Origin of the sequence: Enterococcus sp. DIV1224 (assembly GCF_050555455.1) — a bacterium.
In the GTDB taxonomy this organism is placed as follows: Bacteria; Bacillota; Bacilli; order Lactobacillales; family Enterococcaceae; genus Enterococcus_B; species Enterococcus_B lactis.
Genome location: NZ_CP187859.1, coordinates 2375300 through 2400000 on the forward strand (window position 1 = coordinate 2375300; position 24701 = coordinate 2400000).

Genomic DNA, 24701 nt, shown 5'->3' on the forward strand with positions numbered 1-24701 from the left:
GGTTGCTCTATTTTTTCTAGTCGTTTATCTGATATTCACATGCCTAGGTTTGCTTCAGTCGCTCGGTATTCTGCCTTGATACTTCGTTCGAATCATATTGACTATAATAAATAGAGGCTGGGACAGAAGCGTTTAACTCCAAGAAATAAGAAGGAATTCACGAAAATTGCTTTTCAAATTTTTGTGAATTTCAGCTTATTTCCGAAGGAGTTGCTTCTGCTTCCGCAGTTTATACGTGTTTAGAGCGTGAGACAAAAGTGTTCTTTACTTTTGTCCCACGCTCTATTTTCTTAGAAATCAGTTAGCTGACTTTTCACTAGCTGATTCTGCTGCCTTTTCTCTTTCTTCATTCAATAATTTACTATCATAAAATTTAATAAATGGGAACCAGATAATGAATGCGATGATTGCACAAAAGACAGCTAGCACAGCTGCTTTCCAATCACCCCCACTGCCGACAAATGCGCCAATTCCAACTGGTGAAGGCCACGGCATCTGTGCAAGCATCGGTTTAACGATTTCCAGCCGAATGGCAAAATAAGCGAGTGTAGCAGAAGCCATCGGTGCTAAGAAAAACGGAACCGCTAAATAGGGATTGTAGACGATTGGCATCCCGAAAATAATTGGTTCGTTGATATTGAATAGTCCTGGTACAAGAGAGGCTTTTCCTAACACTTTCAGCTGATCCGATTTCGCGAGGAATGCAATAAAGATGATCAATCCTAAGGTCGCGCCTGATCCACCAACGGTTACATAAGAATTGTTGAATTCTCCTGCCAACGGATAATTTGCGCCTTGTGCGTTAGCTGCCATATTAGCTAATACGATTGGGGTCAAGAAAGAAGTGATGATATTCGCTCCATGGATACCTACGATCCACAATGCATGGATCAAGAAATAAATCACCATGACACCAAGCCACGTATTCGTCAGCTGCGTAACAAACCCAAATGGGATAGCAATCATTTTGAAGATATCCGTTCCTAGTGCAACTAATAATCCATTGATGATCATCACCACAAACGCAATGACAAATGTTGGGATCAGAGCGGTGAAAGAACGAGAAACTCCCGGCGGAACAACATCTGGCATTTTTATGACCCAATTTCTCTTGACACACATACAATACAATTCGACCGCAATAATCGACATAATAATAGCTGTAAAGATTCCTGAAGTTCCTAAACGTTCGACAAAAGAGCCCATCCGTATCCCATTTACTACAGTTTCTGTCTCATTGATAGAAGCAATCAAGCTGATTTTACCATCGGTCATGATCAACTCAGGGATACACATAAAGAATGCAAAAACAGATAGTAATGCCCCCGTGAGCGGATTAACATTCAACTTTTGTTCATCTCGTTCAATTGACGTTAATTCATAAGCAAACACAATGGCAAAGTAAATAGATAAAATACCCATCGTCATTGTATTGACGATCATGTACAAGTCACTAACTTTGAAAAAAGTTGCATTAAAAAATCCTTCTAAAAATGGGAACGGTAATGGCAAAATATTCAAAACCAAAAACATCGAACCTACGATCGTGAAAGGAATAGAAGCCATCCCCGCTGCCATGACAGCCCGAACGATTTTAAGTTGCGCAATTTTCCCCATAGGTCCCATCAGGTATTTCTGCAAAAAATCAAACATTAATTATTCTCCTTTCCTAAATACAACGCTTTTTCATATTGTTTTATACGGATATACTGCTGATCTTGATTGAGCGAAATTTTCTTTAAACGATACTGGATAAATACACTGACAAAAATACCGCTTACAATAAGAATGAAAACAAATAGCTGTCCTCTATTGTTATTTGCCATAAAAGGATACAAGAGTGTAAATCCTGAGGTGAACAACACTGGAATCAATAATATATTGCAGACACCCTGAAACAAAAAATACCGCTTTGTCCATGGAACATTCGTTTGGTGCTTTCGATAAAGCTTTACTTGTTCTCCTACTGCAGGCAAAATAGCTAAAAGTAGAACCATTGGTAAACTGCTTCCTAAACTTTTAGCTGATAGAAGCAGAATCATCCATTGCATGTTCATGAAAAAGAAAAAGGCAGTCAGATAGCGTACGAACAGATAACGATTGAAATACATGTTTTTCAAACTAAGTTGCTTTTTTTCTAATTCGATTTTCCTTTTTACTGTATCCTGCACAATAAATCTTCCTTTCTATTTATTTTTTTGATACAAATAATTCATTTCCTGTGCAACTTCCAATAATGTCATCGTCGTCATCAGATGATCTTGTGCATGGACCATGATAATTTCCATTTCTATTTTTGTCCCACTAGCATATTCTTTCAGAAGTTGAGTTTGTGATTGATGCGCATGAAGAATCTCTTCATTTGCTTGTCGCAACTTCTCTTCTACTTCTTCAAACAGCTCCTTACGCATCGAGCGAAATGCTTCATGTATCAGTGTTCGTGCATTTCCGCTATGAAAAATGATATCAAAAGACGTCACTTGTAGCGTTTCACTGTTTATTTTTTCAGCCATCTGTTTTCCTCCTTATTCGATCAATTTGATAAATTTACTGCTGAAATTCTCAAAAATAGGTTCAGCTAAGATTTCCTGTTGCACGTTTAGCTGGTCAACTAACCTAACGATTGCTTTGGTCACGACCGTAATTCCTTCATTTTCGATATAAGAAGGCGAAACTAGAAAAACAAAATGGATTCCTTGATACTGATTCCATTGCATCCCTGAAGGAATCAATGCAACGGCTATCTTTGTTTCGATTCCAACTGGAACAGCGGGATGTGGGACTGCCACTGTATCACTGAATATGATTTGTCCCATACTTTCACGTTGCTGGATCTGCTTTCGCATTTCTCTTATATATCCTTCTTCTTCATTTATGCTCAGCTTTTGCAACAAATCATGAAGAACTTCTTCTTTTTTCGGTTCGTACGTATAAGTCTTGAAAAACTTTTCAGACAGCTGTTCGGTGTAAATCTGCTTTTTTTGCTGTAGAGAAAATGCTGGTATCGGTCGATCTGAGGAATGATAAGGTATAGATTCACCAATTACCTTTCGTATTTTATGAACATCATCTTCATTCAAAAAAATACTGACATGTAAAACTGGAATTTTAAAAAACATTGTCGAAAGATCAATAGAAGAAATAATCAAGTCGATTCCTTTTAAAGTTGTTTCATTGATCTCATAATAGCCTTTTACATTTACCACTGTAATATTTTTTCCAAATTCACTGACTACACGATTCTTTAATAATTGGGCACTGCCGTAACCCGTTGCACAGATGATCAACGCATGCAATTTATGCGTAGCTCTTTCTTTTTCCAATGCCGCCATGAGATGCAAAGCCAAATAGGCCCATTCATCTTCATTGATGGTATAGTTTTTCAAAGCCGGCATGTTGCTGAAATGCGTTTTTACTGCTTCAAAAACTTTGGGATTTTCTTCCTTTATCTCTTCAGTCAGAGGGTTCTCAATGCGAATGCCTCGGCTCAATCGAATCATCATTGGTGACAAATGATCGAGTAGACCATTGAAAAGCTGGTGATCCTCTATTAATGAAAAACGAAATTCCTGAGACAATCGTTTCAAAACTTTCGCTACTTCCTTTGATAGTTCCTGATCATTTTTATTTTCTCTATGATTTGACTTAGCCATAAGGTGTAAAGTCAAATAAGCAATTTCTTCTTGGGGAAACGATACATCTGCGATTACCTCAATACGTTGAACAATGCGTTGCGCGACTTGATACTCTACTCGATCAGAAACTTCTTGTTCGATACCTAGTTCCTTGATTTCAAACCCTTCTCGTAGACGTTTGATTCCCAAAGCCAAGTGTAAGGACAAATTCTGTATGATAAAATCAGAAACTTTTAACTTAGCTTCTCTTGTTTCATCGAGAATGATGATCACTAGCTCTTCAAAACTGATGTCTGTGAAAAAGCGACTTTGTCCTAAATATTCTTTCAATGAATTCCCATAATGGTTCCCGAAAAAAGTATCCATGATAAAATGCCGTCGATTTCTTTCTTCCCCTTCGATCCATATCCCTTGACCATGCTTAGAAACAATTTTTAGTGAATAAGAAATCAACCGCTCTTTGATTTCTTGCATGTCCTTTGTCAAACTAGAACGACTGATATAAAGCTCTTCTGCCAAATCATCCATAAAAAGAATGGCATCTTCCAAAAGCAGTTGGTTCAATATATACTTTTGTCGGTCTTCCGACTCATAAAATCCTTGAGGCTCTCTAGCATATCCCGGTACTATTTCTTGCCGACTCAAAAACAGATCAAATGTCAGTCTTTGTAAAATATGCAGTTGGTAACCATAACCTGGTTTAGCAATGATCTTACCTCCGTTTTCTTCTACTAACTCTTTGATCCGCTGCAAGTAATTACGGATTGTCCGATCAGATAATAACAATTCAGAAGCTAAACGTTGACTGGTGACATACTCCTTCCTGTGATCAATCAAATATCTCAACAGTAATTTTTCCTTCTGTTTCATTATCATCCACTCCTATTCCATCATATGTTCTCTTCGATCACCTCTGCTAACTTCTGGATGCCTGTAGGGATTGGGACATACGCTTGGAAAGGGATACTAACAACAGGCTTTCCAACAGATTCTCCTAATTTTTTGAATTTATCCAAAAACATCGTCGTTTGCGGGCTGATCAGAAATAAATCAAAATCACTATTCTTAATCATATTATCGCCTTCTGTAGCTGAAACTGCATCTACGAGTATCTCTTCTCCTTTTTGCTTAAAGAAATCCGTTGTCTTTGAGGCCATCATCGATGATGACATTCCTGCTGCACAAATAATCAATGCTTTTTTCATAAATCAATCACTCCTTTTATTTTTATAAACCAAGCATAACTTGTAAGCGTTTTCTATTCAAAATATATATTTCCGTAGCATTACGGAAAAAATGTGTATCATCTCTTGAATAATGAACGTAGAGCATTTCACTGATTTACCGTAAAAAAGATACACATGGAATGATAGCAATTTATCATCCATGTGTATCTTCACTTTTTCCTTATTTTTTTATTCGATCTCATCTAATGATTCAAACCGTGTTTTTCTCTTATTTTGCGGATAAGTATCTCAGTCACCCCAATATACATGATTCCTAAACATACCCCAAGGATATTCTCAAAAATACGGATCGTTACTGCTCCTGGAACACCAAATAAGCTTGCAGCGATTGTCAAAGCACCAAAGCAATTAAAAATTGTTTTATATCTATAGGTAGAACAAATACCTAAAGCTAGTCCACCCAATATACCGACCCACGCAAACGGAATAAATTGGCTGATACCAATAAATAAAGCACATCCGATCAATGAGCCGATAATTCTGTCTACTGCTCGTTCTTTGAAACCAATCGACATCAATCCATAGCTAGATACAATAGAAGAAAATGCAAACCCTGCCCACATCAATCGTTGAAAAGGGACATATTCTCCTGCGACAATCAAAAGACTGATACCAAACGCATAGCTGAGCATCCAAATTTTTTGTTGCGAATAAATATCTTTCAAAAAATTCTTTCTGAATAAGCTTTTGCCTCTATTCTTTTCTCGATGTTTTCTATAAAGGATAACTGAAAACCAACAAAAAAATAAAAACAATAAGCTACCTGTTTGTGTAAAGAAATCCTTGTTCAACAAATCTTTAGGTAACGAATAAACAATAAAAAGATAAGAAAAACCGTACAAAGAAGCATTTCCCATTTTAGGGTCACTAGCAGTTGCCAGTAATATGCTACTTAGTAAAATAAAATGAATCAACACGCCCATACCTGACCATTTGATCAGTTGGACATAAGGCGCTGTTAATAGTGAGAGCATAACGATGGCTAAACTAATGATCGAATGAAAAATCTTATAACCAAAATCAACAAAACGAATACTCATCAACATACAGAATAAAACCACAGCGTATGGTTTATGCGTCGATTCAAACAATGTTGTAATGAAAATAATAAAACAAATGGCAAATAATACGATAAATAATGATCGTAAAAACAATGAACAAATATACATGCGCTTTTCTTTTCTAGAAGTTGCTTCTCGTATTTTTTGTTTTAAAATAAACGGATCTAGTTGCAGAGACTGATAAAAACCCACCTGTTGTCGTCCTTTCTTTTACTTTTATTTCTATATTTTTCACAGTCAACTATGACAGGTTGTAAATACTATGGAACATCATATGGCGTTGTTATTTTCTTGTCAACTATTTTCCCTATTCATTTTTTTTTACAAAAAAACAGCTGACAGAGATTCTGCCAACTGCTTTTATCAGGTTATTTAATTAGCAACGATATTGACTAACTTGTTTGGTACCGCAATAACTTTTCTGACTGTTTTGCCTTCGATATATTCTTGCACTGTTTCATTGGCTAATGCTACTTTTTCTAGCTCATCTTTCCCTAAGTCTCGGGGAACATTGCTTTTCGCACGAACTTTACCGTTTACTTGGAAAACAACTTCTACTTCGTCTTCCACAAGTGCTGCTTCGTCATATGTTGGCCATGGTGCGTAAGAAATACCATCTTCATTTCCAAGGATTGACCATAGTTCTTCACCTATGTGAGGAGCAATCGGTGCGAGTAGTTGAACAAATCCTTCGATATATTCATAAGGCAGAGCGTCCACTTTATAGGCTTCATTGATAAAGACCATCAATTGGGAGATTGCTGTATTGAAATGAAGATTTTCATAGTCTTCTGTCACTTTTTTCACTGTTTGATGGTACACTTTATCAAGTTTGCCGTCATTCAATGTAGTGATACGATCACGCATTTTATTGTTTTCATCAACGATCAAGCGCCATACACGATCCAAGAATTTGCGGCTTCCTTCTAAGCCATTTTCGCTCCAAGCAATCGAAGCGTCTAATGGTCCCATGAACATTTCGTACATGCGCAGTGTATCTGCACCGTAAGTTTCAACCACATCATCAGGATTGACTACATTACCGCGAGATTTTGACATTTTTTCGTTGTTTTCGCCTAAGATCATTCCTTGATTGTATAGTTTTTGGAATGGTTCTTTTGTAGGAACAACACCGATATCGTATAAGAATTTATGCCAGAATCGTGCATATAGTAAATGAAGTACCGCATGTTCTGCTCCACCAATGTAGATGTCAACTGGCAGCCAACGCTTCAACTTTTCATAATCTGCTAGTTCTTTTTTGTTATGAGGGTCGATATAACGCAGGTAATACCATGAGCTTCCTGCCCATTGTGGCATTGTATTCGTTTCGCGACGGCCTTTTTTACCTGTTACAGGATCAACGACATTGACCCACTCCTCAATATTTGCTAATGGAGATTCACCAGTACCGCTTGGCTTGATATTTTTTGTCTTAGGCAAACGTAATGGTAGCTCTTCTTCTGGGACAGCTGTGACTGTTCCGTCTTCCCAGTGGATGATTGGGATTGGTTCACCCCAGTAACGTTGACGGGAGAATAGCCAGTCGCGTAAGCGATAGCTGACTTCTTTCTTCCCTACGCCATTTTCTTCTAGCCATTCATTCATTTTGTCGATTGCTTCTTGTTTGTTCATACCGTTTAAAAATTCAGAGTTGATGTGCGTACCATCTTCTGTGTAAGCAGCTTTTTGAACATCTCCACCTTCGATAACTGGAAGAATCTCTAGTCCGAAAGTTTGAGCGAATTCAAAGTCACGTTCATCATGTGCTGGAACAGCCATGATTGCTCCTGTGCCGTAAGAAGCTAATACATAATCAGCGATCCAGATTGGGATTTCTTTGCCATTGACTGGATTGATTGCGTAAGCACCAGTAAATACTCCTGTCTTTTCTTTTGCAAGATCTGTTCTCTTCAGATCTGATTTTTTAGCTGTCTCTTCGATATAAGCTTCTACAGCAGCTTTTTGTTCAGGGGTCGTAATTTCTCTAACAAGATCTAGTTCAGGTGCGAGAACCGAGTAAGTTGCACCGAATAAAGTATCTGGTCGTGTCGTAAACACGGTATAGGATTTATCCGTACCAGCCACTTTAAATTCAATATTTGCTCCCACTGAACGCCCGATCCAATTTCTTTGCATTTCCTTGATGCTTTCTGGCCAGTCAACTAGTTCTAGATCATCCAATAAGCGATCGGCATAAGCAGTGATTTTCAGCATCCATTGGCGCATTGGTTTTCTGACTACGTCATAGCCACCACGTTCACTTTTTCCATCGATCACTTCTTCATTTGAAATAACTGTTCCTAATTCAGGTACCCAGTTTACCGCTACTTCTGCTTCATAAGCCAGGCCTTTTTCATAAAGCTTCGTAAAGATCCATTGTGTCCATTTGTAATACTCTGGATCAGTTGTATTCACTTCGCGATTCCAGTCATAACTAAATCCTAAAGAATTGATTTGGCGTCGGAATGTTTCGATATTTTTTTGGGTAAATTCAGCCGGATCGTTTCCTGTATCTAACGCATATTGCTCAGCAGGTAGACCGAATGCATCCCACCCCATTGGATGCAGTACGTTGTATCCTTGACTTCTTTTCACACGGGAAAGGATATCCGTTGCCGTATACCCTTCAGGATGCCCTACATGGAGCCCTTGTCCGGATGGATAGGGAAACATATCTAGTGCATAAAATTTTGGTTTTTCAGGATCATCATGGGTGTTGAAGGTATTCGTTTTTGCCCAGTATTTTTGCCATTTTTTCTCTATTTCTTTATGATTGTAACTCATTTTCTGTCCTCCTGTTCTATTAAAAACGCTTGTTTCTATTATAGCGAAAAAAACCGGCAGAATCTGTTTCTTTTTGTTTTCTTTTACTTTGTTTTCTCAAACTTCACAAAAGAAATAAAAAAATCCTATAAAAAGATTGCTCTTTTTATAGGACGTAATCTACGCGGTACCACCTATTTTTACCTTAATGAAAAGGCCTCGAACGTTGTAACGGCCGTCACCGCCACTTGCTTACTCGAATATTCAGCAAGGGCAACTCAAAGGCGAGTTCAAAAGCATCCGTACACATTCTCACCAACCATGTGCTCTCTGAAACTTCAGTCTTTTTACTACTTCCTTTTCAAGTGTTGTCATATTTAAGTAGCCTTATAGTAACAAATATTTTTGTGGAATTCAATCGTTATTTCTTTGAACAGCTATTTTATTTAGCTACAATCAATGTTTGACCTGGATAAATAAAGTTGTTTTTGATATTGTTCCATTCGATTAGTTGAGCCATTGTAATACCATGGCTGTCAGCAACACCCCAAACAGATTCTCCAGATTTCACAGTATAGGTTTTCGAACCTGCAGGTGCTTGTTGGTTTGTTGTTTGAGACGAACCTTTCTTCACGATCACTTGTTGTCCAGGATAGATGAAATTATTTTTGATATTATTCCATTCGATCAACTGATCCATCGTGATATGATGTTTGTTCGCTACGCTCCAAACTGACTCGCCTGCTTTCACGGTATACATCGTATTACCAGAGGATGATGTACTTGTTGTAGTAGACGTATTCGGTGTATTTGGTTTCGCTGCCGAAGTAGTTGAACCTGTATTGGTATTTACTGAATTGCCGCCTTTAACGATCAATTGCTGTCCTGGGTAAATAAAGTTGTTTTTGATATTATTCCATTCAATCAGCTGATTCATCGTGATGCCGTTTTTATTCGCTACGCTCCAAACAGATTCACCCGCCTTGACTGTATAAGTGCCTTGAGACGAACTGCTGCCAGTATTAGCTGAGCTGCTGTTATTTGTATTGGCTGACGAACCTGTATTACTTGATGCGCTGTTTGTTGACCCACTGTTTGAAACAGTCAGTTGTTGTCCTGGATAAATAAAGTTATTTTGGATGTTGTTCCATTGGATCAGTTGAGCCATCGTAATTCCATATTTGTTGGAGACACTCCAAACAGAGTCTCCGGCTTTCACTGTGTATTTCGTTCCTGAAGCCGTATTAGAAGAACTTGAATTAGACGAATTTGAACCACTTGTGTTGCCAGTATTTGCTCCAGTATTAGAGGAACCGCCATTTGATACGATCAGCTGTTGTCCTGGATAAACAAAATTATTCTTGATATTGTTCCATTCAATCAATTGAGCCATCGTAATTCCGTGATCATTTGAGATCTTCCAAACAGAATCGCCAGATTGAACAGTGTATTTCGCCCCAGTTGTTTGTCCTCCGTTTGATGTACCAGCATTTCCTGAAGAATTGGTATTGTTACCAGAATTATTCGTCGAAGAGCCATTTTCTTGGCTACCCTTGATCGTTAGTTTTTGTCCTGGGTAAATGAAATTGTTTTGGATATTGTTCCATTGAATCAATTGATCCATTGTAATACCGAATTTATTGGAGATTCCCCAAACAGAATCGCCAGATTGAACAGTATAAGTGGTCGAAGTTGCTGAACCTGAGTTTGTATTACCAGAATTACTTGAACCGCTAGTACTACCTGTACTTCCAGTATTATTCCCACCTGTAGTGGCTCCACCGCCCGCGTTTCCGCTAGCTGGTGTATCATATTGGGTCAATCCGTAAGTCGTGATGATATTATTTAATTTGCTTGCATAACCAGGGTCAGTCGCATAACGACCTGTCAAACAAGCTGTCGCATCTGTATAGGATCTCGTGTTGCTCTTCCAAGTACCGGCATAGTAATAACCGTTGCCAAATGAAGTATTTCTAAGTACATAGGCATTGTCATTGAACGATTCAGCAAAAGAAGGATATTGTCGGAAAGGCTCCTTTTTATTTACCCATTGATTATTTAAAAATTCAAGCGTATCCATGTAGACAGTTTGTCCTTGATAGCTGCCTTTTATCCCAAAAAGATTATAATAAGGTGCTTGCGATAACGCACTACTGCCCCAACCGCTTTCTACAACTGCTTGTGCGATCATCACTGATGCATACAAATCGTTGGCTTGAGCAATTGGCTGCGCATAAGTAGCAATTTCTGTAATAAATGCCGCTGTATTGATTCTTGCGCCGAACTGAACAGGTGTTTCATCCGCTTGAACAGGAACCGGCTGTACTAATGGAGCAGCGACAGAACAGCCTACCATCGCAGTTCCCACGATTGCTGCCCCTCGTTTTGCTTTTCGAAAACGTTTGGTCTGTTCTAAACGTCTCCGTTCTTTTCTTGCAATGTTTTCCATCTTCTATCCTCCAACTTCAATTTATCTATTATTAATAATTATAACTTCTCTTAATATTTATTAAAAGTTATTTAAGAGCTTTGTTGTTTTTTGTAATCATATTGTAATTTACCGTAATGAACAACTTCTGTTCATTTTTAAGTTCTTCCTACGTCTATGTTCTTATTTACAAGGATTTCGAAAAACACTGATTTTATTTTCCTAACATTTCATTTGTATTACCAAAAAATGTCTTTCCGATTACAGTTATTTTTTTATAAGAATATTGGTTATTCAAAGAGGGATCATGCATGGGTTTTATCTCTTTACCGTTTTTTTCGCTGGACCAAAAATGCTATAATAAGTCATTGCTTCAAAGGAGGAATTGTATGAAATATAAAACATCATTTCAAGTGACTGGCAGCTTCTTTCTTGTCCTGTTTTTTATTTTGGGCTGGATCGTAAAGTTCAATCTATCGTGGCTTTCTGGTTTCGATCAGTGGTTTACAGACATTGTCAGAGCTTCTTATCCTGATCTGAACAGCTACCAACTCTTTATGACTAAATTCGGTAATCCTCTTACCGTCATCATTTTATTTGCTTGTACGGCTTTATGGATGTGGTATAAGAAAAAAAGGGCAGAAACAGTTTGGTTCGTTTCTGGATTTATTGTAATTGCTGGAATCATCAACCCGTTGATCAAACTATTTTTCATGCGAGAGCGCCCTTCATTGACACACTTAGTGGTTGAAACAAGTTACAGTTTCCCTAGTGGACATGCAGCAGGCAGTATGATTCTTTACGGCTCTTTCCTATTTCTGCTGCCAGCTTTTGTTCAAAAAAGAACCTTACGTACATTGCTTCAATTGCTGATGGTGTTTATTATAGTAAGTGTCGGGATAAGCCGCATTTATCTGGGTGTTCATTTTCCTACCGATATCATCGGCGGCTACTTACTCAGTTTTTCTTGGCTGTGCCTGACTTATCCAGTGTATAGAGAAAAAAGAAAACAAATAGGTAACTCTTACAGAAAGAAGGACTTTTAATGACTTTTCCTTATTCAGAAGGAAATAAAAGATATCATTCTTGGAATTATGCTTTACGAAATGAGTTTGGCGGGAAAATTTTCAAGGTGCCGATCGATGGAGGGTTCGACTGCCCGAATCGAGATGGGACTGTTGCCCATGGCGGTTGTACTTTTTGCAGTGTATCTGGTTCGGGTGATATGATCGTTGCACCTGAAGATCCACTTCCAATCCAATTCCAGAAAGAAATCGACATGATGCATCAAAAATGGCCTCATGTCCAACAATACATCGTTTATTTCCAAAATTTTACAAACACCCATGCGCCAGTTGAAATAATCAAAGAACGATTTGAGCAAGTAGTCAATTTACCAGGTGTCGTAGGATTATCAGTCGGTACACGACCGGATTGTCTGCCAGATGAAGTAGTTGATTACCTTGCTGAACTGAACGAGCGGATGTATTTATGGGTAGAACTTGGATTGCAAACAACTTTTGAAGAAACTTCAAAACTGATCAACCGAGCACATGATTATCAAACTTATTTAGATGGCGTGGCTAAATTACGCAAACATAATATCCGTGTTTGTACGCATTTGATCAACGGATTACCAGGCGAAAGTTTAGAAATGATGAAAGAAAATGTCAGACGCACTATTTTAGATTCCGATATCCAAGGAATCAAGCTCCATTTGATGCATCTGATGCGCAAAACGAGAATGTTGCGAGACTATCATGAAGGTCGACTTCAATTAATGAGCCGTCCTGACTATGTCAATGTCATTTGCGACCAGCTGGAAATGATACCAAAAGAGATCATCATCCATCGTTTGACAGGGGATGCGCCGTGGGATTCCTTGATTGGACCAATGTGGAGCTTGAAAAAATGGGAAGTCTTGAATGCAATTGATGAAGAACTTCTTCGCAGAGATAGCTTCCAAGGAAAATATGATGTACGGAAAAAGGTGAGTGTCTGATGTTGCAAACTGCTTTGTATTTCAGCCATACATTACTGCAAGAAATCTTGCAACCAGGAGATCACGTCGTAGATGCAACGATGGGCAATGGCCACGATACGGTTTTTCTAGCAGAACACATCGGAAAAACTGGTCATGTCTATAGTTTCGATATCCAGCAACAAGCAATCGATGCTACTCGTGAAAAGCTAGAACAGCATCAGTTAGAAGAACGTGTCTCATTGTTTCTACAAGGCCACGAAACGTTAGGAGAAGTAATAGCTGAACAACAAGATCTCAAAGCAGGGATCTTCAATCTAGGGTATCTCCCAAAAAGTGATAAAGCAATCATCACTATGCCAGAGACTACACGCACAGCTATGGAAGAAATATTGAAACGACTTGTGCCTCGCGGACGATTGATCCTTGTTGTCTACTATGGTCATGAAGGCGGAGAAAAAGAACTGGATATGGTTGATTCTTTTTGTTCCAAACTGCCACAGGAAACATATAATGTGCTGAATTATCGGTTTATCAACCAAAAGAACCAGCCGCCTATTTTATATTGTATCGAGAAAAAAAGATAAAAAAAACGCAAAACATAAATGATATGTTTTGCGTTTTTTTCTCTAGTACTCAGGTTAGAGCGTTGATTTCACAACCTCTTTATTCACGGTGCTCAAAAGCTTGCATCTGCGGTAATAAGTCCAACCAAATCAAAAACATGAGAAGCTGTTTTTGATTGGCTGTTCTTATTACTTGATGCAGGACAGCTTTTTCACAACCTCTTTATTCAAATACAAATTGATTATGATAAAGTTCCGCATAAAATCCATTTTCTGCTAATAGCTCGTGATGACTGCCTTCTTCAATGACTTCCCCATCACGCAAGACAACGATTCTATCTGCATTCAAGATCGTTTTCAGCCGGTGAGCAATCACAAAGCTGGTTCTTCCTTTGATTGCTTCATCCATTGCTTTTTGGATCCTTGCTTCTGTTACCGTGTCTACATTACTTGTTGCTTCATCCAAAATCAATAAAGATGGATTTGTGATGATCGTTCGAGCAATACTGATCAACTGCTTTTGACCTGTACTGAACAAATTGTTTTCTTCGGATATCTCTGTATCATACCCTTTTTCTAACGTCATGATAAAGTCGTGAATGTTCGCTTGTTTTGCTGCATTGATGATTTCTTCATCTGAAGCATCTGGTTTACCGAATGTGATATTGTCTTTGATGGTGCCAGAGAACAAGACGGATTCTTGCAAAACGATTCCTACATGTCTACGTAATGCATCTAGATCATACTCTCGGATATCTATTCCATCGATTACTACTGACCCATCATTGACATCGTAAAAACGATTCAGCAGATTCATGATCGTCGTTTTCCCAGATCCGGTTGGTCCAACAAGAGCAACCATTTCTCCTTTGTCCACATTGATTGAGACATCTTTCAAGACTAGTTTTTCTGGAGAATAACCAAAATCTACGTGTTGCAAGGCAAGTCCTTGTTCTACTCCATCAAATGCTTTACCGTTTTCTGGTTTGACTTCATCTTTTTCATCAAACATTTCATTTAATCGTCTTGCCCCTGTAATTGCTAATTGGATCATGCTGTACCCAGAAGAAATCTGCATCAATGGTTGGTAGTATTGTTGTGAATATTGGACGAATGTCACAACTAAGCCTAACGCCACCGAACGTTCCAAATCGCCATTCAATGCTAACCAGCCGCCGAAAAAGATAACGATTGCTGTATTGACTAGTGACATTCCTTGCATCATCGGAAATAGTAGGCCAGAATAAGCTTGTCCTTTGAACGTTGCTTCGCGAACACTTTGATTATGTTCTAAGAATCCTTCAATCGTTTCTTCTTGTAAGCCATTTGTGATGATGACACGTTGTCCGCTGATTTTTTCATCCATATAGCCATTCAGTTTTCCCACTTCATCTTGCTGAAGATCCACATATTTTCGCGCTTTTCGAATAATCAAGACAGCTATCAAAATAGCTACTGGAGTAGAAGCAATCGTAGCCCAAGCTAATTCTACATTTTGACGAAACATCATAATCAAGATTCCGACAAGTAAAACAGCATTCGTGATGACTTGAAGCAATGCTTGGTTCAAACTATTTTGAATATTATCTAAGTCACTGGTAAAACGACTTAAAATTTCACCATCTTGATGAGAATCAAAGAAGCGAATCGTCAATTTTTCCAATTTGTTGAATAAACCGATACGCATTCGGTTCGTTGACTTTCCTACTACTTGAGTGAATAAAATACTATAGATAAAGTTGGCTGCACTAGCTAATACATAAAACAACAAGAGTTTCCATATTACAGAAACAAATTTGCTTTTATCATCTACGCCTTGCATCAAGCCACCTACGTAATTTGCTAATTCTTGGAAAGCTTCCCCGATATACTGAGGTGCTTTTACTTGTAGATAGGTAGCAATAATTACTGTGATAAAGATAAAGAAAAAGGAGAGTTTGTACCGTTTCAAATAGTGATAGAAAAATTTACTTGCTTTTATTAAATCAGTCATACTTACTCCTCCGTTCCTTTTTGAGTTTCAAAGATTTCCTGATAGACACGGTTTCCAGCTACCAATTCCTCATGGGTTCCTTCGCCGACTAATCTACCTTCATCCAATACTAAGATGCGGTCTGCTTTGACAACAGAAGCAATTTTTTGTGCGATGACGATCGTCGTTGTTCCCTTCAAATCTCGATCAAGTGCTTCTCGGACCAGTTTTTCAGAGCGAGCATCCAATGCACTCGTACTATCATCTAAAATCAAGATCTTTGGATCACCGATAACACCACGAGTAATGGATAGTCGCTGCTTTTGTCCACCAGAAAAATTGCTGCTTCGTTCTTCTACTGGTGCTTCGTAACGATCAGATAGCTTTTCGATGAATTCTTTTGCTTGAGCAATAGAAGAAGCATGCTCCATCTCTTTTTCTGTTGCATTCTTTTTTCCTTGGCGCAAGTTTTGAGCAATCGTTCCTGAGAATAAAATTGCTTTTTGCAAAACAAAGGACACCGTTTGTCTTAAACTCTTTTCATTTACTTGGCGAAGATCTACACCACCTACTTCTACTTTTCCTTCTGTTGGATCAAATAGACGAGGAATCAGCTGTGCTAGTGTGGATTTCCCGGCGCCAGTCGCACCGACGATCCCGACCATTTCTCCAGGTTTGATAGAAAAGCTGATATCTTTAAGCGTATCTGTATCCTCACCAGGATAACGAAAAGAAACATGGTCAAAAGTGACAGAACCCGTCAGCTCTTGTTCTGGAACGTCTAAATAAGTAAGATCTGGTTCAGCATCTAAAATTTCCGCAATCCGCTTCAGCGATACGGCTGCTCTTGAAGTCATCATCATCATCATTCCGCCGATAATGATCGCCATCATGATCTGCATCAAGTAATTCATGAATGAAGCAATTCCACCAATTAATGTAGGATCATCTTTAACAAGATCGCTCACAAAGAAGATCGCCCCAACCACAGCTAAATTGGCAGCCAGCATGAAGGACGGGATCATCACAGAAAATAATGTACCGACTATGATGTTGTGTTTTGTTAAGTCCTCACTTACTTTGCTGAATGTCTTCAATTGGTTTTCTTCCTGTACAAATGATTTCACTACACGAATCCCTAGTAAGTTTTCTTTTGCAATGCTATTTACACGATCAATCAGTTTTTGAATGATCATGAAGTGCTTACCCATCCGTGTAAATGAAAGTGCCGTGATAAGAAATACCGTAACGATAAGCGCTACGATGATCCACCACAATTGTGGCATCGTGATCATAGCTAAAATGAAGGCACCAATAAATAAGAATGGAATTCGAAAAAGTGATTGCAAAGAAATCATCACTAAATTTTGGATTTGCGTGATATCATTTGTTAGACGAACAACAAGATTCCCAGCAGAGAACTGTTCGATATTCCCAAATGAAAATGTCTGGATCTTTCGAAAAGCTTCTTCTCGGATATCTGCACTTACGCCCTGAGCTACTTTCGCAGAGAAAATCGTGTTCGTTACACCTGCAGCTAATCCTAGCAAAGCCAGACTGATCAGATAAATACCGATTGTTTTCATTTCATCATTATCTTCTGTAATAATAGCTTCCAATACTTGCTGTAGTAATTTAGGTTGCCATAATGCTGCTGCAACCATGACTGCTACGGACAGCAAGGAAATAAAAACAGCTACTTTATATTTTTTCGCATGTCGTAAGATTAATTTCATTCGTTGATTACACCCCTTTGTTTAAATTGACAGGACTAATTTAACACTGTAAAATTAGACCGACTAACAATTTACCATGTTTAAAAAGATAATGCAATACACGAGGTTGATAAAATGGAAATAAAGCTTTCTCAAGCAATCATCATTCAGGCCGCCTTTGATATCTTGGCTGAAACACAAGCTCTTTCGCAGCTTTCCATGCGAAACATCGCAAACAGAATTCACGTTCAAGCACCTGCTTTATATTGGTATTTCAAAAATAAACAACAGCTTTTGCAGAAAATGGCTGAAACAATGGAAGAAGAATTAGCGCTTCCAGATCCAACTTTGCCCTGGAATGAACAATTGTTGCAGTATATGGAAAATTACTATGACCTTTACACACGTTTTCCTTGTGGGGCAGAATTAGAAATCAATACTGTGCCCGCTTTTCCGAGTCGATTAGAACATTTGGAACAAATGATCCAACTACTTGTTCGTGAAGGATTTTCAGTCACCCAAAGTCATCAGGCCATTGCCTCTCTCCACAATTTATTGATTGGACAGCTAATGGATCAGCAGCATGAACAACAGCTTCGGCAAAAGATTATGGACGGAAATGAATTTTTGAAAGAAACAGTTCTATTTATGCGTAATTATGTAGTTGAAAATCAATTAGAGGGATCTAAAGAAAGTATGCAGTCCCATGCAGAATTGAATGAAAAAGCACTCTTTCTAACGAGTGCACAAACCTATATTGAAGGTTTATGCCAACAAAATAAAAGAAGAGAAAACAATTGATAAAAAAAGCTCCTATAAAGGTCACCAACAAAGTGATCTCTATAGGAGCTATCTTTTTAAGTCTCTTTTTTACTTTTCTTCCATCAGCCACACCAATGCACGTTGGATCCATTGATCCCAGAAGATCCAATTATGATCGCCAGGTCCTTGTTCAAAGGTGACCGCTAAGCCTTGTTCCTGCATAGCAGATACCATTTCCTGATTTGCTTGATAAAGAAAATCAGATTCCCCACAAGCCATATAAAACCTTGGGACTGGTTTTCCGCTTTTTACTAATTCTTTCAATAAATATTGTGGATCATTCTTTGAACCTTCGATTTGATCCAATGGTCCAAAGATTCCTTCCCAAAAGGCTGCTTTACGAACCATCAAAAGATCATCCATTCGGTTTCCTACAGAAACAGCGCCTGAAAGAGAGATTACTGCTGCGAAATTTTCTGATTTTGCAAGGCCTAGTTTTAATGCGCCATATCCGCCCATCGATAATCCAGCGGCATATGTTTTTTCCCTTTTTCTTGTTAATTGTGGGAATAGTTCATGACAAATCTCAGGTAGCTCTTCTGCAATGAACGTCCAATATTTCATATCATAAACCGTATCTGTGTACCAGCCAAGATCAGTAGATGGCATGATGACAGCTAATCCGTAGTCTGCTACATAACGTTCAATCGACGTACGTCTTTCCCATACACTATGATTGCCACCCATCCCATGAAGTAAATATAAAACAGGTATGTCCGTTGTCGCTTGCTCTGAACTGGTGCCAATCACCTTTTTAGTTGTTTGTGGAAGTATCACATTTAGATTGACTTCCATTTCTAATACATTCGAATAAATATTTGCTTGAATAAATGCCATATTTTCGCCTTCCTTAGTAAGAAATTATTTTTGAATAACTTTAAATTTGAATGATTCGGCAAAGTACATGTCTCGACCGAAACTACTGTTTTATTTTACCACTTTTTTCATGAACGAAAAGCGTTAAGACCAAAGCAATGATCACGAGTAACAAGCCAACTAGATAAACGGAATGTAACCCATCATAAAGAATTTTTCTTAATGGCAATAGAATATCCGCATCGATATATTTAGCCGTTTGTGGATTCACCAGTTTGTTCATGATATCCGTATCATTTGTTAAATTTGCTGCTGCAAGTTCTCGTTTAGTTACCCCATTTATCAATAAACCAAAAATAGAAACCATGACTGTTTGACCAATTGTTCGAACTAACGTATTAAAAGAAGTTGCTACACCAAGCTGATCACGAGATACACTATTTTGTGCACTGACAGTCGAGGTAGTCATGGTCACACCTAAGCCTATACCGATGACCGTTGATATAGCAAAAAACCATAAATAGTTACTTCTGAAAGGCATAAGATACAACCAAGCGCCCCCAATAGCTGCGATTAGTAGTCCAATTCTCAAGACCCAATGAGTTTTCATTTGAGTCATCCACTTGCTTGCAAGGAAAGAACCGACCATCCAGACTAGTGATAATGGTGCTAATACCAACCCACCAATTGCTGCATTCAGTCCTAATACACCTTGCATCCACATAGGAATATAAACATCGATTCCCATCAAAAAACCACTAGCCAATGCTGCAGCCAAGTTGACCACAACAAATAGTGGATTTTTGAATAAATACATCATGATGACAGGATCTTTAGCTCTTTTTTCGGCAAAAATAAAAATACCTAACAGTACGATACTACCTAGCAGCAAAGCAGAAACAAGCGGACTCATTCCTTCGTCTCCTAATAATTGGAATCCTAACAGCAATGAGACAAGCATGACCATCAAACTAAAACTACCAAAAATATCCATTGGTTTAGACTCATGTATGATTTTTGGTTCATTTAAATATAGCCAAATAAAAATAATTAATAGAATTCCGATCGGCACATTGATAAAAAAGATCCAGTGCCAGCTGATCGTTTCAACGATGAATCCTCCCGCGAGCGGTCCAAAAACACTGGCAATCCCCCAAGCTGAACTATTCAAACCTAAAACTTTTGCTCGCTTCTCAATAGAATAAAGATCGCCGATGATCGTCAAAGCTACTGGCATCATTGCTCCAGCGCCCATCCCTTGAATCGCACGAGCAGCAATCAACCCAATCATGCTTTGAGATAAACCGCAAAATAACGAACCGATAATAAACAATAATGTCCCAAAAATAAAAATTGGTTTTCGTCCCACTTTATCCGCAAGTTTTCCGTAAATCGGAGTAAGCATAGCGTTTGTCAGCAAATAAATCGAAAATACCCAGTTCATGATTTCCATTCCATGTAATGAGCCGACGATCGTTGGCATAGCGGTTGTTACGATTGTTCCTTCAATAGCCGTCATGAACGTTGCAATGAAAACACTCACTGTGACTAAAGCAACATTTGTTTCTTTTTTCATCTTATTCCTCCTTTTTCATCATGACAGGATCTAAAAATAGATAAATACTCACTATCTTTTTCAAGAGGTGCACTGCCATAAAAAAAGCTGGAACAACCACCATTCGGCGATCGTTCCAGCTGAATATAGCTTATTTTGCTAAACTTGCTTTCAATGCATCTACTTTGTCCGTATGTTCCCAAGGCAGATCCACATCTGTACGACCAAAATGACCGTAAGCAGCTGTTTGTTTGTAAATCGGACGACGCAAATCAAGCATCTCGATGATTCCTGCTGGCCGAAGATCGAAGTTTTCTCTCACTGCAGCAATCAATTCTTCTTCCGGAACCGTTCCAGTACCGAAAGTATTGATGGAGATCGAAACAGGTTGAGCAACACCAATCGCATAAGCTAGCTGTACTTCTGCTTTGCGAGCAAGCCCTGCTGCAACGATGTTTTTAGCAATATAACGTGCAGCATAGCTGGCAGAACGGTCAACTTTTGTCGCATCTTTACCAGAAAAAGCACCGCCACCATGACGAGCATAACCGCCATACGTATCAACAATGATCTTTCTTCCTGTTAATCCGGCATCCCCTTGAGGACCACCAATGACAAATCGGCCAGTCGGATTGATATAATATTTTGTTTGATCATCTAATAATTCAGCTGGAATAACTTCCTTCACTACTTTTTCGATGACATCATGACGAATTGTTTCATTATCTACTGCATCATCATGCTGTGTTGAAATAACGATTGTATCTACGCGTTCAGGTTGTCCTTGATCATCATATTCAACTGTGACTTGAGATTTTGCATCTGGACGTAAATACGTTAATTCATTTGATTTACGTAAATCTGCCAAGCGGCGTACCAGACGATGACTCAAAGAGATTGGTAAAGGCATTAATTCCGGTGTTTCATCTACAGCAAAACCAAACATTAACCCTTGGTCGCCAGCACCAATTTCATCTAATACGTCTTTTTTATCTTCATCCCGGATCTCAAGTGCTTCGTCAACTCCTTGAGCAATATCAGGAGATTGTTCATCAATCGCAACCAATACAGCTGCTGTATCTCCATCAAATCCGAATTTTGCACGTGTATAACCAATTTCTTTTATTGTTTCCCGTACAACTTTTTGGATATCTACATATGCCGTCGTAGATATTTCTCCAAATACTAAAACAAGCCCAGTTGTTACAGATGTTTCACACGCTACTCGTGCTGTTGGGTCTTGTTCTAAAATTGCATCCAAGATTGCATCACTGATTTGGTCAGCGATTTTATCTGGATGTCCTTCAGAAACAGATTCTGATGTAAATAAGTGTCTTTCTACCATTATAATGATTCCCCCTAGTTAAATTCGGTTACAAGGCATCTCCGTCCTACGGATCCTTTCGGGAACTTGCAACGAACCAAGTATAGCAGATAAAACAGTTTTCTGCTCGTATTTTTTCATTTTTTTGCTTAAAAAATATAAATATTTTACGTTAGATTTATCCAAAAAAGCTTAGCACAATCATCTATAAAGATAACTCTGCTAAGCCTTTTAAAATCATTCTTTCAGATAAAAAGAAAAAGATACTCATCAAGTATCTTCCATGACCCGTACGGGATTCGAACCCGTGTTACCGCCGTGAAAGGGCGGTGTCTTAACCGCTTGACCAACGGGCCAATAAAATAAATGGGCCTAAATGGACTCGAACCATCGACCTCACGCTTATCAGGCGTGCGCTCTAACCAGCTGAGCTATAGGCCCATAAAAACTAAAAGCGGGTGACGAGAATCGAACTCGCGACAACAGCTTGGAAGGCTGTGGTTTTACCACTAAACTACACCCGCATAATGGCGCGGGACAGAATCGAACTGCCGACACATGGAGCTTCAATCCATTGCTCTACCAACTGAGCTACCGAGCCAAACGGTTCCGACGGGAATCGAACCCGCGATCTCCTGCGTGACAGGCAGGCATGTTAACCCCTACACCACGGAACCAGTGTTTTTAGTTTTTAAATTGCGGGAGCAGGATTTGAACCTACGACCTTCGGGTTATGAGCCCGACGAGCTACCAGACTGCTCCATCCCGCGATAATATGAAAAGGAGGATAAGGGATTCGAACCCTTGCACGGTTTTACCCGCCTGACGGTTTTCAAGACCGTTCCCTTCAGCCGGACTTGGGTAATCCTCCATGTAAAACTATATTGAATTTAATGACCCGTACGGGATTCGAACCCGTGTTACCGCCGTGAAAGGGCGGTGTCTTAACCGCTTGACCAACGGGCCAGGTAAAACAAAATATTGAAACGGAGAAGGAGGGATTTGAACCCTCGCGCCGGTTTCCCGACCTACACCCTTAGCAGGGGCGCCTCTTCAGCCACTTGAGTACTTCCCCAAAACCAATAAGATTTTGTACTAATGGGCCTAAATGGACTCGAACCATCGACCTCACGCTTATCAGGCGTGCGCTCTAACCAGCTGAGCTATAGGCCCATAAAAACTAAAAGCGGGTGACGAGAATCGAACTCGCGACAACAGCTTGGAAGGCTGTGGTTTTACCACTAAACTACACCCGCATGGCGGTTCCGACGGGAATCGAACCCGCGATCTCCTGCGTGACAGGCAGGCATGTTAACCCCTACACCACGGAACCAGTGTTTTTAGTTTTTAAATTGCGGGAGCAGGATTTGAACCTACGACCTTCGGGTTATGAGCCCGACGAGCTACCAGACTGCTCCATCCCGCGATAATATGAAAAGGAGGATAAGGGATTCGAACCCTTGCACGGTTTTACCCGCCTGACGGTTTTCAAGACCGTTCCCTTCAGCCGGACTTGGGTAATCCTCCATATGAAACTTACAACGCCACAATGGACCTTGTAGGACTCGAACCTACGACCGGACGGTTATGAGCCGTCTGCTCTAACCAACTGAGCTAAAGGTCCAGGCTCTTAAAAATCGCGGCGGAGGGGATCGAACCCCCGACCTCCCGGGTATGAACCGGACGCTCTAGCCAGCTGAGCTACACCGCGAAAAAGATATTCATTATTTAAATGAAATGGAGCCTAGCGGGATCGAACCGCTGACCTCCTGCGTGCAAAGCAGGCGCTCTCCCAGCTGAGCTAAGGCCCCGTGTTTAAATTTATAATTATCGGGAAGACAGGATTCGAACCTGCGACCCCTTGGTCCCAAACCAAGTGCTCTACCAAGCTGAGCTACTTCCCGTTTAATTAACGCGCCCAAGAGGAGTCGAACCCCTAACCTTTTGATCCGTAGTCAAACACTCTATCCAGTTGAGCTATGGGCGCATATTTGAAATGCCGAGGACCGGAATCGAACCGGTACGGTGATCACTCACCGCAGGATTTTAAGTCCTGTGCGTCTGCCAGTTCCGCCACCCCGGCGCGATTGCTTTGGCAAAGCGGAAAACGGGGTTCGAACCCGCGACCCCCACCTTGGCAAGGTGGTGCTCTACCACTGAGCTATTTCCGCGTGTTTAAAGATGCCGGCTAAAGGACTTGAACCCTCGACCCTCTGATTACAAATCAGATGCTCTACCAACTGAGCTAAGCCGGCATGTAAAACTTAAATTATGCGGGTGAAGGGACTTGAACCCCCACGCCGTAAGGCGCTAGATCCTAAATCTAGTGCGTCTGCCAATTCCGCCACACCCGCAAAAATATGAGCCGTACAGGGCTCGAACCTGTGACCCTCTGATTAAAAGTCAGATGCTCTACCAACTGAGCTAACGGCTCATATGGAGGTTAACGGGATCGAACCGCTGACCCTCTGCTTGTAAGGCAGATGCTCTCCCAGCTGAGCTAAACCTCCATGGATAACTTAAGCGTGGCGACGTCCTACTCTCACAAGGGGCAACCCCTCACTACAATCGGCGCTAAGAAGCTTAACTTCTGTGTTCGGCATGGTTACAGGTGTATCCTTCTCGCTATCGCCACCACACTGTGGTGTTATCTTTTTATTGAGTAAATTTTGTTCACTCAAAACTGGATTTGAAGTTCTATAAGTTTTTTTCCGAGTTCTTTTCTTTTTAACCTATTGGTTAAGTCCTCGATCGATTAGTATCAGTCCGCTCCATACATCACTGTACTTCCACTCCTGACCTATCTACCTGAT

At 39.7% G+C, this 24701-nt stretch carries 17 protein-coding genes, 25 tRNA genes, 2 rRNA genes, 1 riboswitch and 1 other annotated feature (1 of these 46 cut by a window edge); of the genes, 4 read left to right on the plus strand and 40 right to left on the minus strand.

The annotated features are described in order from the left end of the window. Positions 1–297: 297 nt before the first annotated feature. The 8 genes from celB to IGK53_RS11680 form a co-directional block, all read right to left on the minus strand. The gene (gene celB, locus IGK53_RS11645) at positions 298–1653 is read right to left on the minus strand and encodes a PTS cellobiose transporter subunit IIC (RefSeq protein ID WP_002292266.1); all 1356 of its coding nucleotides are present in this window, start codon (positions 1651–1653) and stop codon (positions 298–300) included. Further along, the gene (locus IGK53_RS11650) at positions 1653–2171 is read right to left on the minus strand and encodes a hypothetical protein (protein ID WP_002292261.1); all 519 of its coding nucleotides are present in this window, start codon (positions 2169–2171) and stop codon (positions 1653–1655) included. Before IGK53_RS11650 ends, celB begins: the two co-directional genes overlap by 1 nt. A gap of 15 nt (positions 2172–2186) precedes the next feature. Beyond that, positions 2187–2513, minus strand: a complete 327-nt coding sequence (locus tag IGK53_RS11655) for a PTS cellobiose transporter subunit IIA (protein ID WP_002292259.1) — start codon at positions 2511–2513, stop codon at positions 2187–2189. A gap of 12 nt (positions 2514–2525) precedes the next feature. After that, the gene (locus tag IGK53_RS11660) at positions 2526–4505 is read right to left on the minus strand and encodes a BglG family transcription antiterminator (protein ID WP_002292258.1); all 1980 of its coding nucleotides are present in this window, start codon (positions 4503–4505) and stop codon (positions 2526–2528) included. A gap of 20 nt (positions 4506–4525) precedes the next feature. After that, positions 4526–4840: a PTS cellobiose transporter subunit IIB gene (locus IGK53_RS11665; RefSeq protein WP_002292257.1), complete on the minus strand. Its 315-nt coding sequence runs from the start codon at positions 4838–4840 to the stop codon at positions 4526–4528. A 224-nt stretch (positions 4841–5064) separates the two neighbouring features. Then, a complete protein-coding gene (locus IGK53_RS11670; RefSeq protein ID WP_002292256.1) occupies positions 5065–6135 on the minus strand; it encodes an FUSC family protein in 1071 nt (356 codons plus the stop codon). 180 nt (positions 6136–6315) lie between these two features. Beyond that, positions 6316–8730, minus strand: coding sequence for a leucine--tRNA ligase (leuS, locus tag IGK53_RS11675; protein ID WP_002292255.1), 2415 nt, complete (start codon positions 8728–8730; stop codon positions 6316–6318). A 145-nt stretch (positions 8731–8875) separates the two neighbouring features. Next, positions 8876–9082, minus strand: a binding site (T-box leader). A gap of 69 nt (positions 9083–9151) precedes the next feature. Next, entirely contained in the window at positions 9152–11158 is a 2007-nt protein-coding gene (locus IGK53_RS11680; RefSeq protein WP_430604802.1) for a LysM peptidoglycan-binding domain-containing protein, read from the minus strand. 368 nt (positions 11159–11526) lie between these two features. Here IGK53_RS11680 and IGK53_RS11685 point away from each other — a divergent pair, with 368 nt between their 5' ends. From IGK53_RS11685 to IGK53_RS11695, 3 genes are read left to right on the plus strand one after another with little or no spacing between them, the layout of a single operon-like run. Continuing rightward, a complete protein-coding gene (locus IGK53_RS11685) occupies positions 11527–12183 on the plus strand; it encodes a phosphatase PAP2 family protein (protein WP_002329922.1) in 657 nt (218 codons plus the stop codon). Beyond that, entirely contained in the window at positions 12183–13139 is a 957-nt protein-coding gene (locus tag IGK53_RS11690) for a TIGR01212 family radical SAM protein (protein WP_002285909.1), read from the plus strand. The genes IGK53_RS11685 and IGK53_RS11690 overlap by 1 nt, the downstream gene beginning before the upstream one ends. Further along, the gene (locus IGK53_RS11695; protein WP_002292250.1) at positions 13139–13705 is read left to right on the plus strand and encodes a class I SAM-dependent methyltransferase; all 567 of its coding nucleotides are present in this window, start codon (positions 13139–13141) and stop codon (positions 13703–13705) included. Before IGK53_RS11690 ends, IGK53_RS11695 begins: the two co-directional genes overlap by 1 nt. 202 nt (positions 13706–13907) lie before the next feature. Here IGK53_RS11695 and IGK53_RS11700 read toward each other — a convergent pair whose 3' ends face one another. Continuing rightward, on the minus strand, positions 13908–15677 hold the full coding sequence (locus IGK53_RS11700; RefSeq protein WP_002292737.1) for an ABC transporter ATP-binding protein: 1770 nt from the start codon (positions 15675–15677) through the stop codon (positions 13908–13910). 2 nt (positions 15678–15679) lie between these two features. Then, positions 15680–17392, minus strand: coding sequence for an ABC transporter ATP-binding protein (locus IGK53_RS11705; protein ID WP_002329921.1), 1713 nt, complete (start codon positions 17390–17392; stop codon positions 15680–15682). Positions 17393–17506: 114 nt separating this feature from the next. Between IGK53_RS11705 and IGK53_RS11710 the strand changes: the two genes are divergently transcribed. After that, positions 17507–18172 (plus strand): TetR family transcriptional regulator, encoded by a 666-nt coding sequence (locus tag IGK53_RS11710; protein WP_002292735.1) that lies wholly within the window; start codon positions 17507–17509, stop codon positions 18170–18172. Positions 18173–18241: 69 nt separating this feature from the next. On the opposite strand, the gene IGK53_RS11715 is transcribed toward IGK53_RS11710, so the two are convergent. From IGK53_RS11715 to IGK53_RS11860, 30 genes are all read right to left on the minus strand, one after another. Then, entirely contained in the window at positions 18242–19030 is a 789-nt protein-coding gene (locus IGK53_RS11715; RefSeq protein ID WP_002316096.1) for an alpha/beta hydrolase, read from the minus strand. An 82-nt stretch (positions 19031–19112) separates the two neighbouring features. Then, positions 19113–20585 (minus strand): MDR family MFS transporter, encoded by a 1473-nt coding sequence (locus tag IGK53_RS11720; protein WP_002292733.1) that lies wholly within the window; start codon positions 20583–20585, stop codon positions 19113–19115. A 130-nt stretch (positions 20586–20715) separates the two neighbouring features. Further along, entirely contained in the window at positions 20716–21909 is a 1194-nt protein-coding gene (metK, locus tag IGK53_RS11725; protein ID WP_430604804.1) for a methionine adenosyltransferase, read from the minus strand. After that, positions 21907–21986, minus strand: a riboswitch (SMK box riboswitch). (Overlaps the previous gene by 3 nt.) Before the next feature lie 186 nt (positions 21987–22172). Continuing rightward, positions 22173–22244 (minus strand) — tRNA-Glu (locus IGK53_RS11730). Positions 22245–22255: 11 nt separating this feature from the next. Continuing rightward, positions 22256–22329: transfer RNA gene (locus IGK53_RS11735), tRNA-Ile, on the minus strand. Positions 22330–22341: 12 nt separating this feature from the next. Beyond that, positions 22342–22412, minus strand: a tRNA-Gly gene (locus tag IGK53_RS11740). Between the two features lie 4 nt (positions 22413–22416). Further along, positions 22417–22489, minus strand: a tRNA-Phe gene (locus tag IGK53_RS11745). 3 nt (positions 22490–22492) lie between these two features. After that, a tRNA-Asp gene (locus IGK53_RS11750) sits at positions 22493–22565 on the minus strand. A gap of 19 nt (positions 22566–22584) precedes the next feature. Then, a tRNA-Met gene (locus IGK53_RS11755) sits at positions 22585–22658 on the minus strand. A gap of 11 nt (positions 22659–22669) precedes the next feature. Continuing rightward, a tRNA-Ser gene (locus IGK53_RS11760) sits at positions 22670–22759 on the minus strand. Positions 22760–22782: 23 nt separating this feature from the next. Beyond that, positions 22783–22854: transfer RNA gene (locus IGK53_RS11765), tRNA-Glu, on the minus strand. 21 nt (positions 22855–22875) lie between these two features. Then, positions 22876–22963 (minus strand) — tRNA-Ser (locus tag IGK53_RS11770). A 24-nt stretch (positions 22964–22987) separates the two neighbouring features. Continuing rightward, a tRNA-Ile gene (locus tag IGK53_RS11775) sits at positions 22988–23061 on the minus strand. A gap of 12 nt (positions 23062–23073) precedes the next feature. Then, a tRNA-Gly gene (locus IGK53_RS11780) sits at positions 23074–23144 on the minus strand. A gap of 1 nt (position 23145) precedes the next feature. After that, positions 23146–23221 (minus strand) — tRNA-Asp (locus IGK53_RS11785). Positions 23222–23240: 19 nt separating this feature from the next. After that, a tRNA-Met gene (locus IGK53_RS11790) sits at positions 23241–23314 on the minus strand. 11 nt (positions 23315–23325) lie between these two features. Continuing rightward, positions 23326–23415, minus strand: a tRNA-Ser gene (locus IGK53_RS11795). 23 nt (positions 23416–23438) lie between these two features. Then, positions 23439–23512: transfer RNA gene (locus tag IGK53_RS11800), tRNA-Ile, on the minus strand. 13 nt (positions 23513–23525) lie between these two features. Beyond that, positions 23526–23599 (minus strand) — tRNA-Met (locus IGK53_RS11805). A gap of 27 nt (positions 23600–23626) precedes the next feature. Continuing rightward, a tRNA-Ala gene (locus tag IGK53_RS11810) sits at positions 23627–23699 on the minus strand. Between the two features lie 19 nt (positions 23700–23718). Beyond that, a tRNA-Pro gene (locus IGK53_RS11815) sits at positions 23719–23792 on the minus strand. A gap of 9 nt (positions 23793–23801) precedes the next feature. Beyond that, positions 23802–23875, minus strand: a tRNA-Arg gene (locus tag IGK53_RS11820). 10 nt (positions 23876–23885) lie between these two features. After that, positions 23886–23971, minus strand: a tRNA-Leu gene (locus IGK53_RS11825). Positions 23972–23987: 16 nt separating this feature from the next. Further along, a tRNA-Gly gene (locus IGK53_RS11830) sits at positions 23988–24059 on the minus strand. Between the two features lie 11 nt (positions 24060–24070). Then, positions 24071–24143, minus strand: a tRNA-Thr gene (locus IGK53_RS11835). Between the two features lie 17 nt (positions 24144–24160). After that, a tRNA-Leu gene (locus tag IGK53_RS11840) sits at positions 24161–24242 on the minus strand. Positions 24243–24249: 7 nt separating this feature from the next. Next, a tRNA-Lys gene (locus tag IGK53_RS11845) sits at positions 24250–24322 on the minus strand. 3 nt (positions 24323–24325) lie between these two features. Next, positions 24326–24398, minus strand: a tRNA-Val gene (locus IGK53_RS11850). 13 nt (positions 24399–24411) lie between these two features. Continuing rightward, positions 24412–24527, minus strand: a 5S ribosomal RNA gene (gene rrf / locus IGK53_RS11855). 96 nt (positions 24528–24623) lie between these two features. Further along, a 23S ribosomal RNA gene (locus tag IGK53_RS11860) occupies positions 24624–24701 on the minus strand; it runs 2837 nt beyond the window's last position.

Coding starts and splice junctions, on each gene's coding strand:
- IGK53_RS11695 (WP_002292250.1), top strand. CDS start 13,139: ATGTTGCAAACTGCTTTGTATTTCAGCCATACATTACTGCAAGAAATC.
- IGK53_RS11690 (WP_002285909.1), top strand. CDS start 12,183: ATGACTTTTCCTTATTCAGAAGGAAATAAAAGATATCATTCTTGGAAT.
- leuS (WP_002292255.1), bottom strand. CDS start 8,730: ATGAGTTACAATCATAAAGAAATAGAGAAAAAATGGCAAAAATACTGG.
- IGK53_RS11665 (WP_002292257.1), bottom strand. CDS start 4,840: ATGAAAAAAGCATTGATTATTTGTGCAGCAGGAATGTCATCATCGATG.
- IGK53_RS11685 (WP_002329922.1), top strand. CDS start 11,527: ATGAAATATAAAACATCATTTCAAGTGACTGGCAGCTTCTTTCTTGTC.
- IGK53_RS11720 (WP_002292733.1), bottom strand. CDS start 20,585: ATGAAAAAAGAAACAAATGTTGCTTTAGTCACAGTGAGTGTTTTCATT.
- IGK53_RS11680 (WP_430604802.1), bottom strand. CDS start 11,158: ATGGAAAACATTGCAAGAAAAGAACGGAGACGTTTAGAACAGACCAAA.
- metK (WP_430604804.1), bottom strand. CDS start 21,909: ATGGTAGAAAGACACTTATTTACATCAGAATCTGTTTCTGAAGGACAT.
- IGK53_RS11710 (WP_002292735.1), top strand. CDS start 17,507: ATGGAAATAAAGCTTTCTCAAGCAATCATCATTCAGGCCGCCTTTGAT.
- IGK53_RS11655 (WP_002292259.1), bottom strand. CDS start 2,513: ATGGCTGAAAAAATAAACAGTGAAACGCTACAAGTGACGTCTTTTGAT.
- IGK53_RS11715 (WP_002316096.1), bottom strand. CDS start 19,030: ATGGCATTTATTCAAGCAAATATTTATTCGAATGTATTAGAAATGGAA.
- IGK53_RS11705 (WP_002329921.1), bottom strand. CDS start 17,392: ATGAAATTAATCTTACGACATGCGAAAAAATATAAAGTAGCTGTTTTT.
- celB (WP_002292266.1), bottom strand. CDS start 1,653: ATGTTTGATTTTTTGCAGAAATACCTGATGGGACCTATGGGGAAAATT.
- IGK53_RS11660 (WP_002292258.1), bottom strand. CDS start 4,505: ATGAAACAGAAGGAAAAATTACTGTTGAGATATTTGATTGATCACAGG.
- IGK53_RS11700 (WP_002292737.1), bottom strand. CDS start 15,677: ATGACTGATTTAATAAAAGCAAGTAAATTTTTCTATCACTATTTGAAA.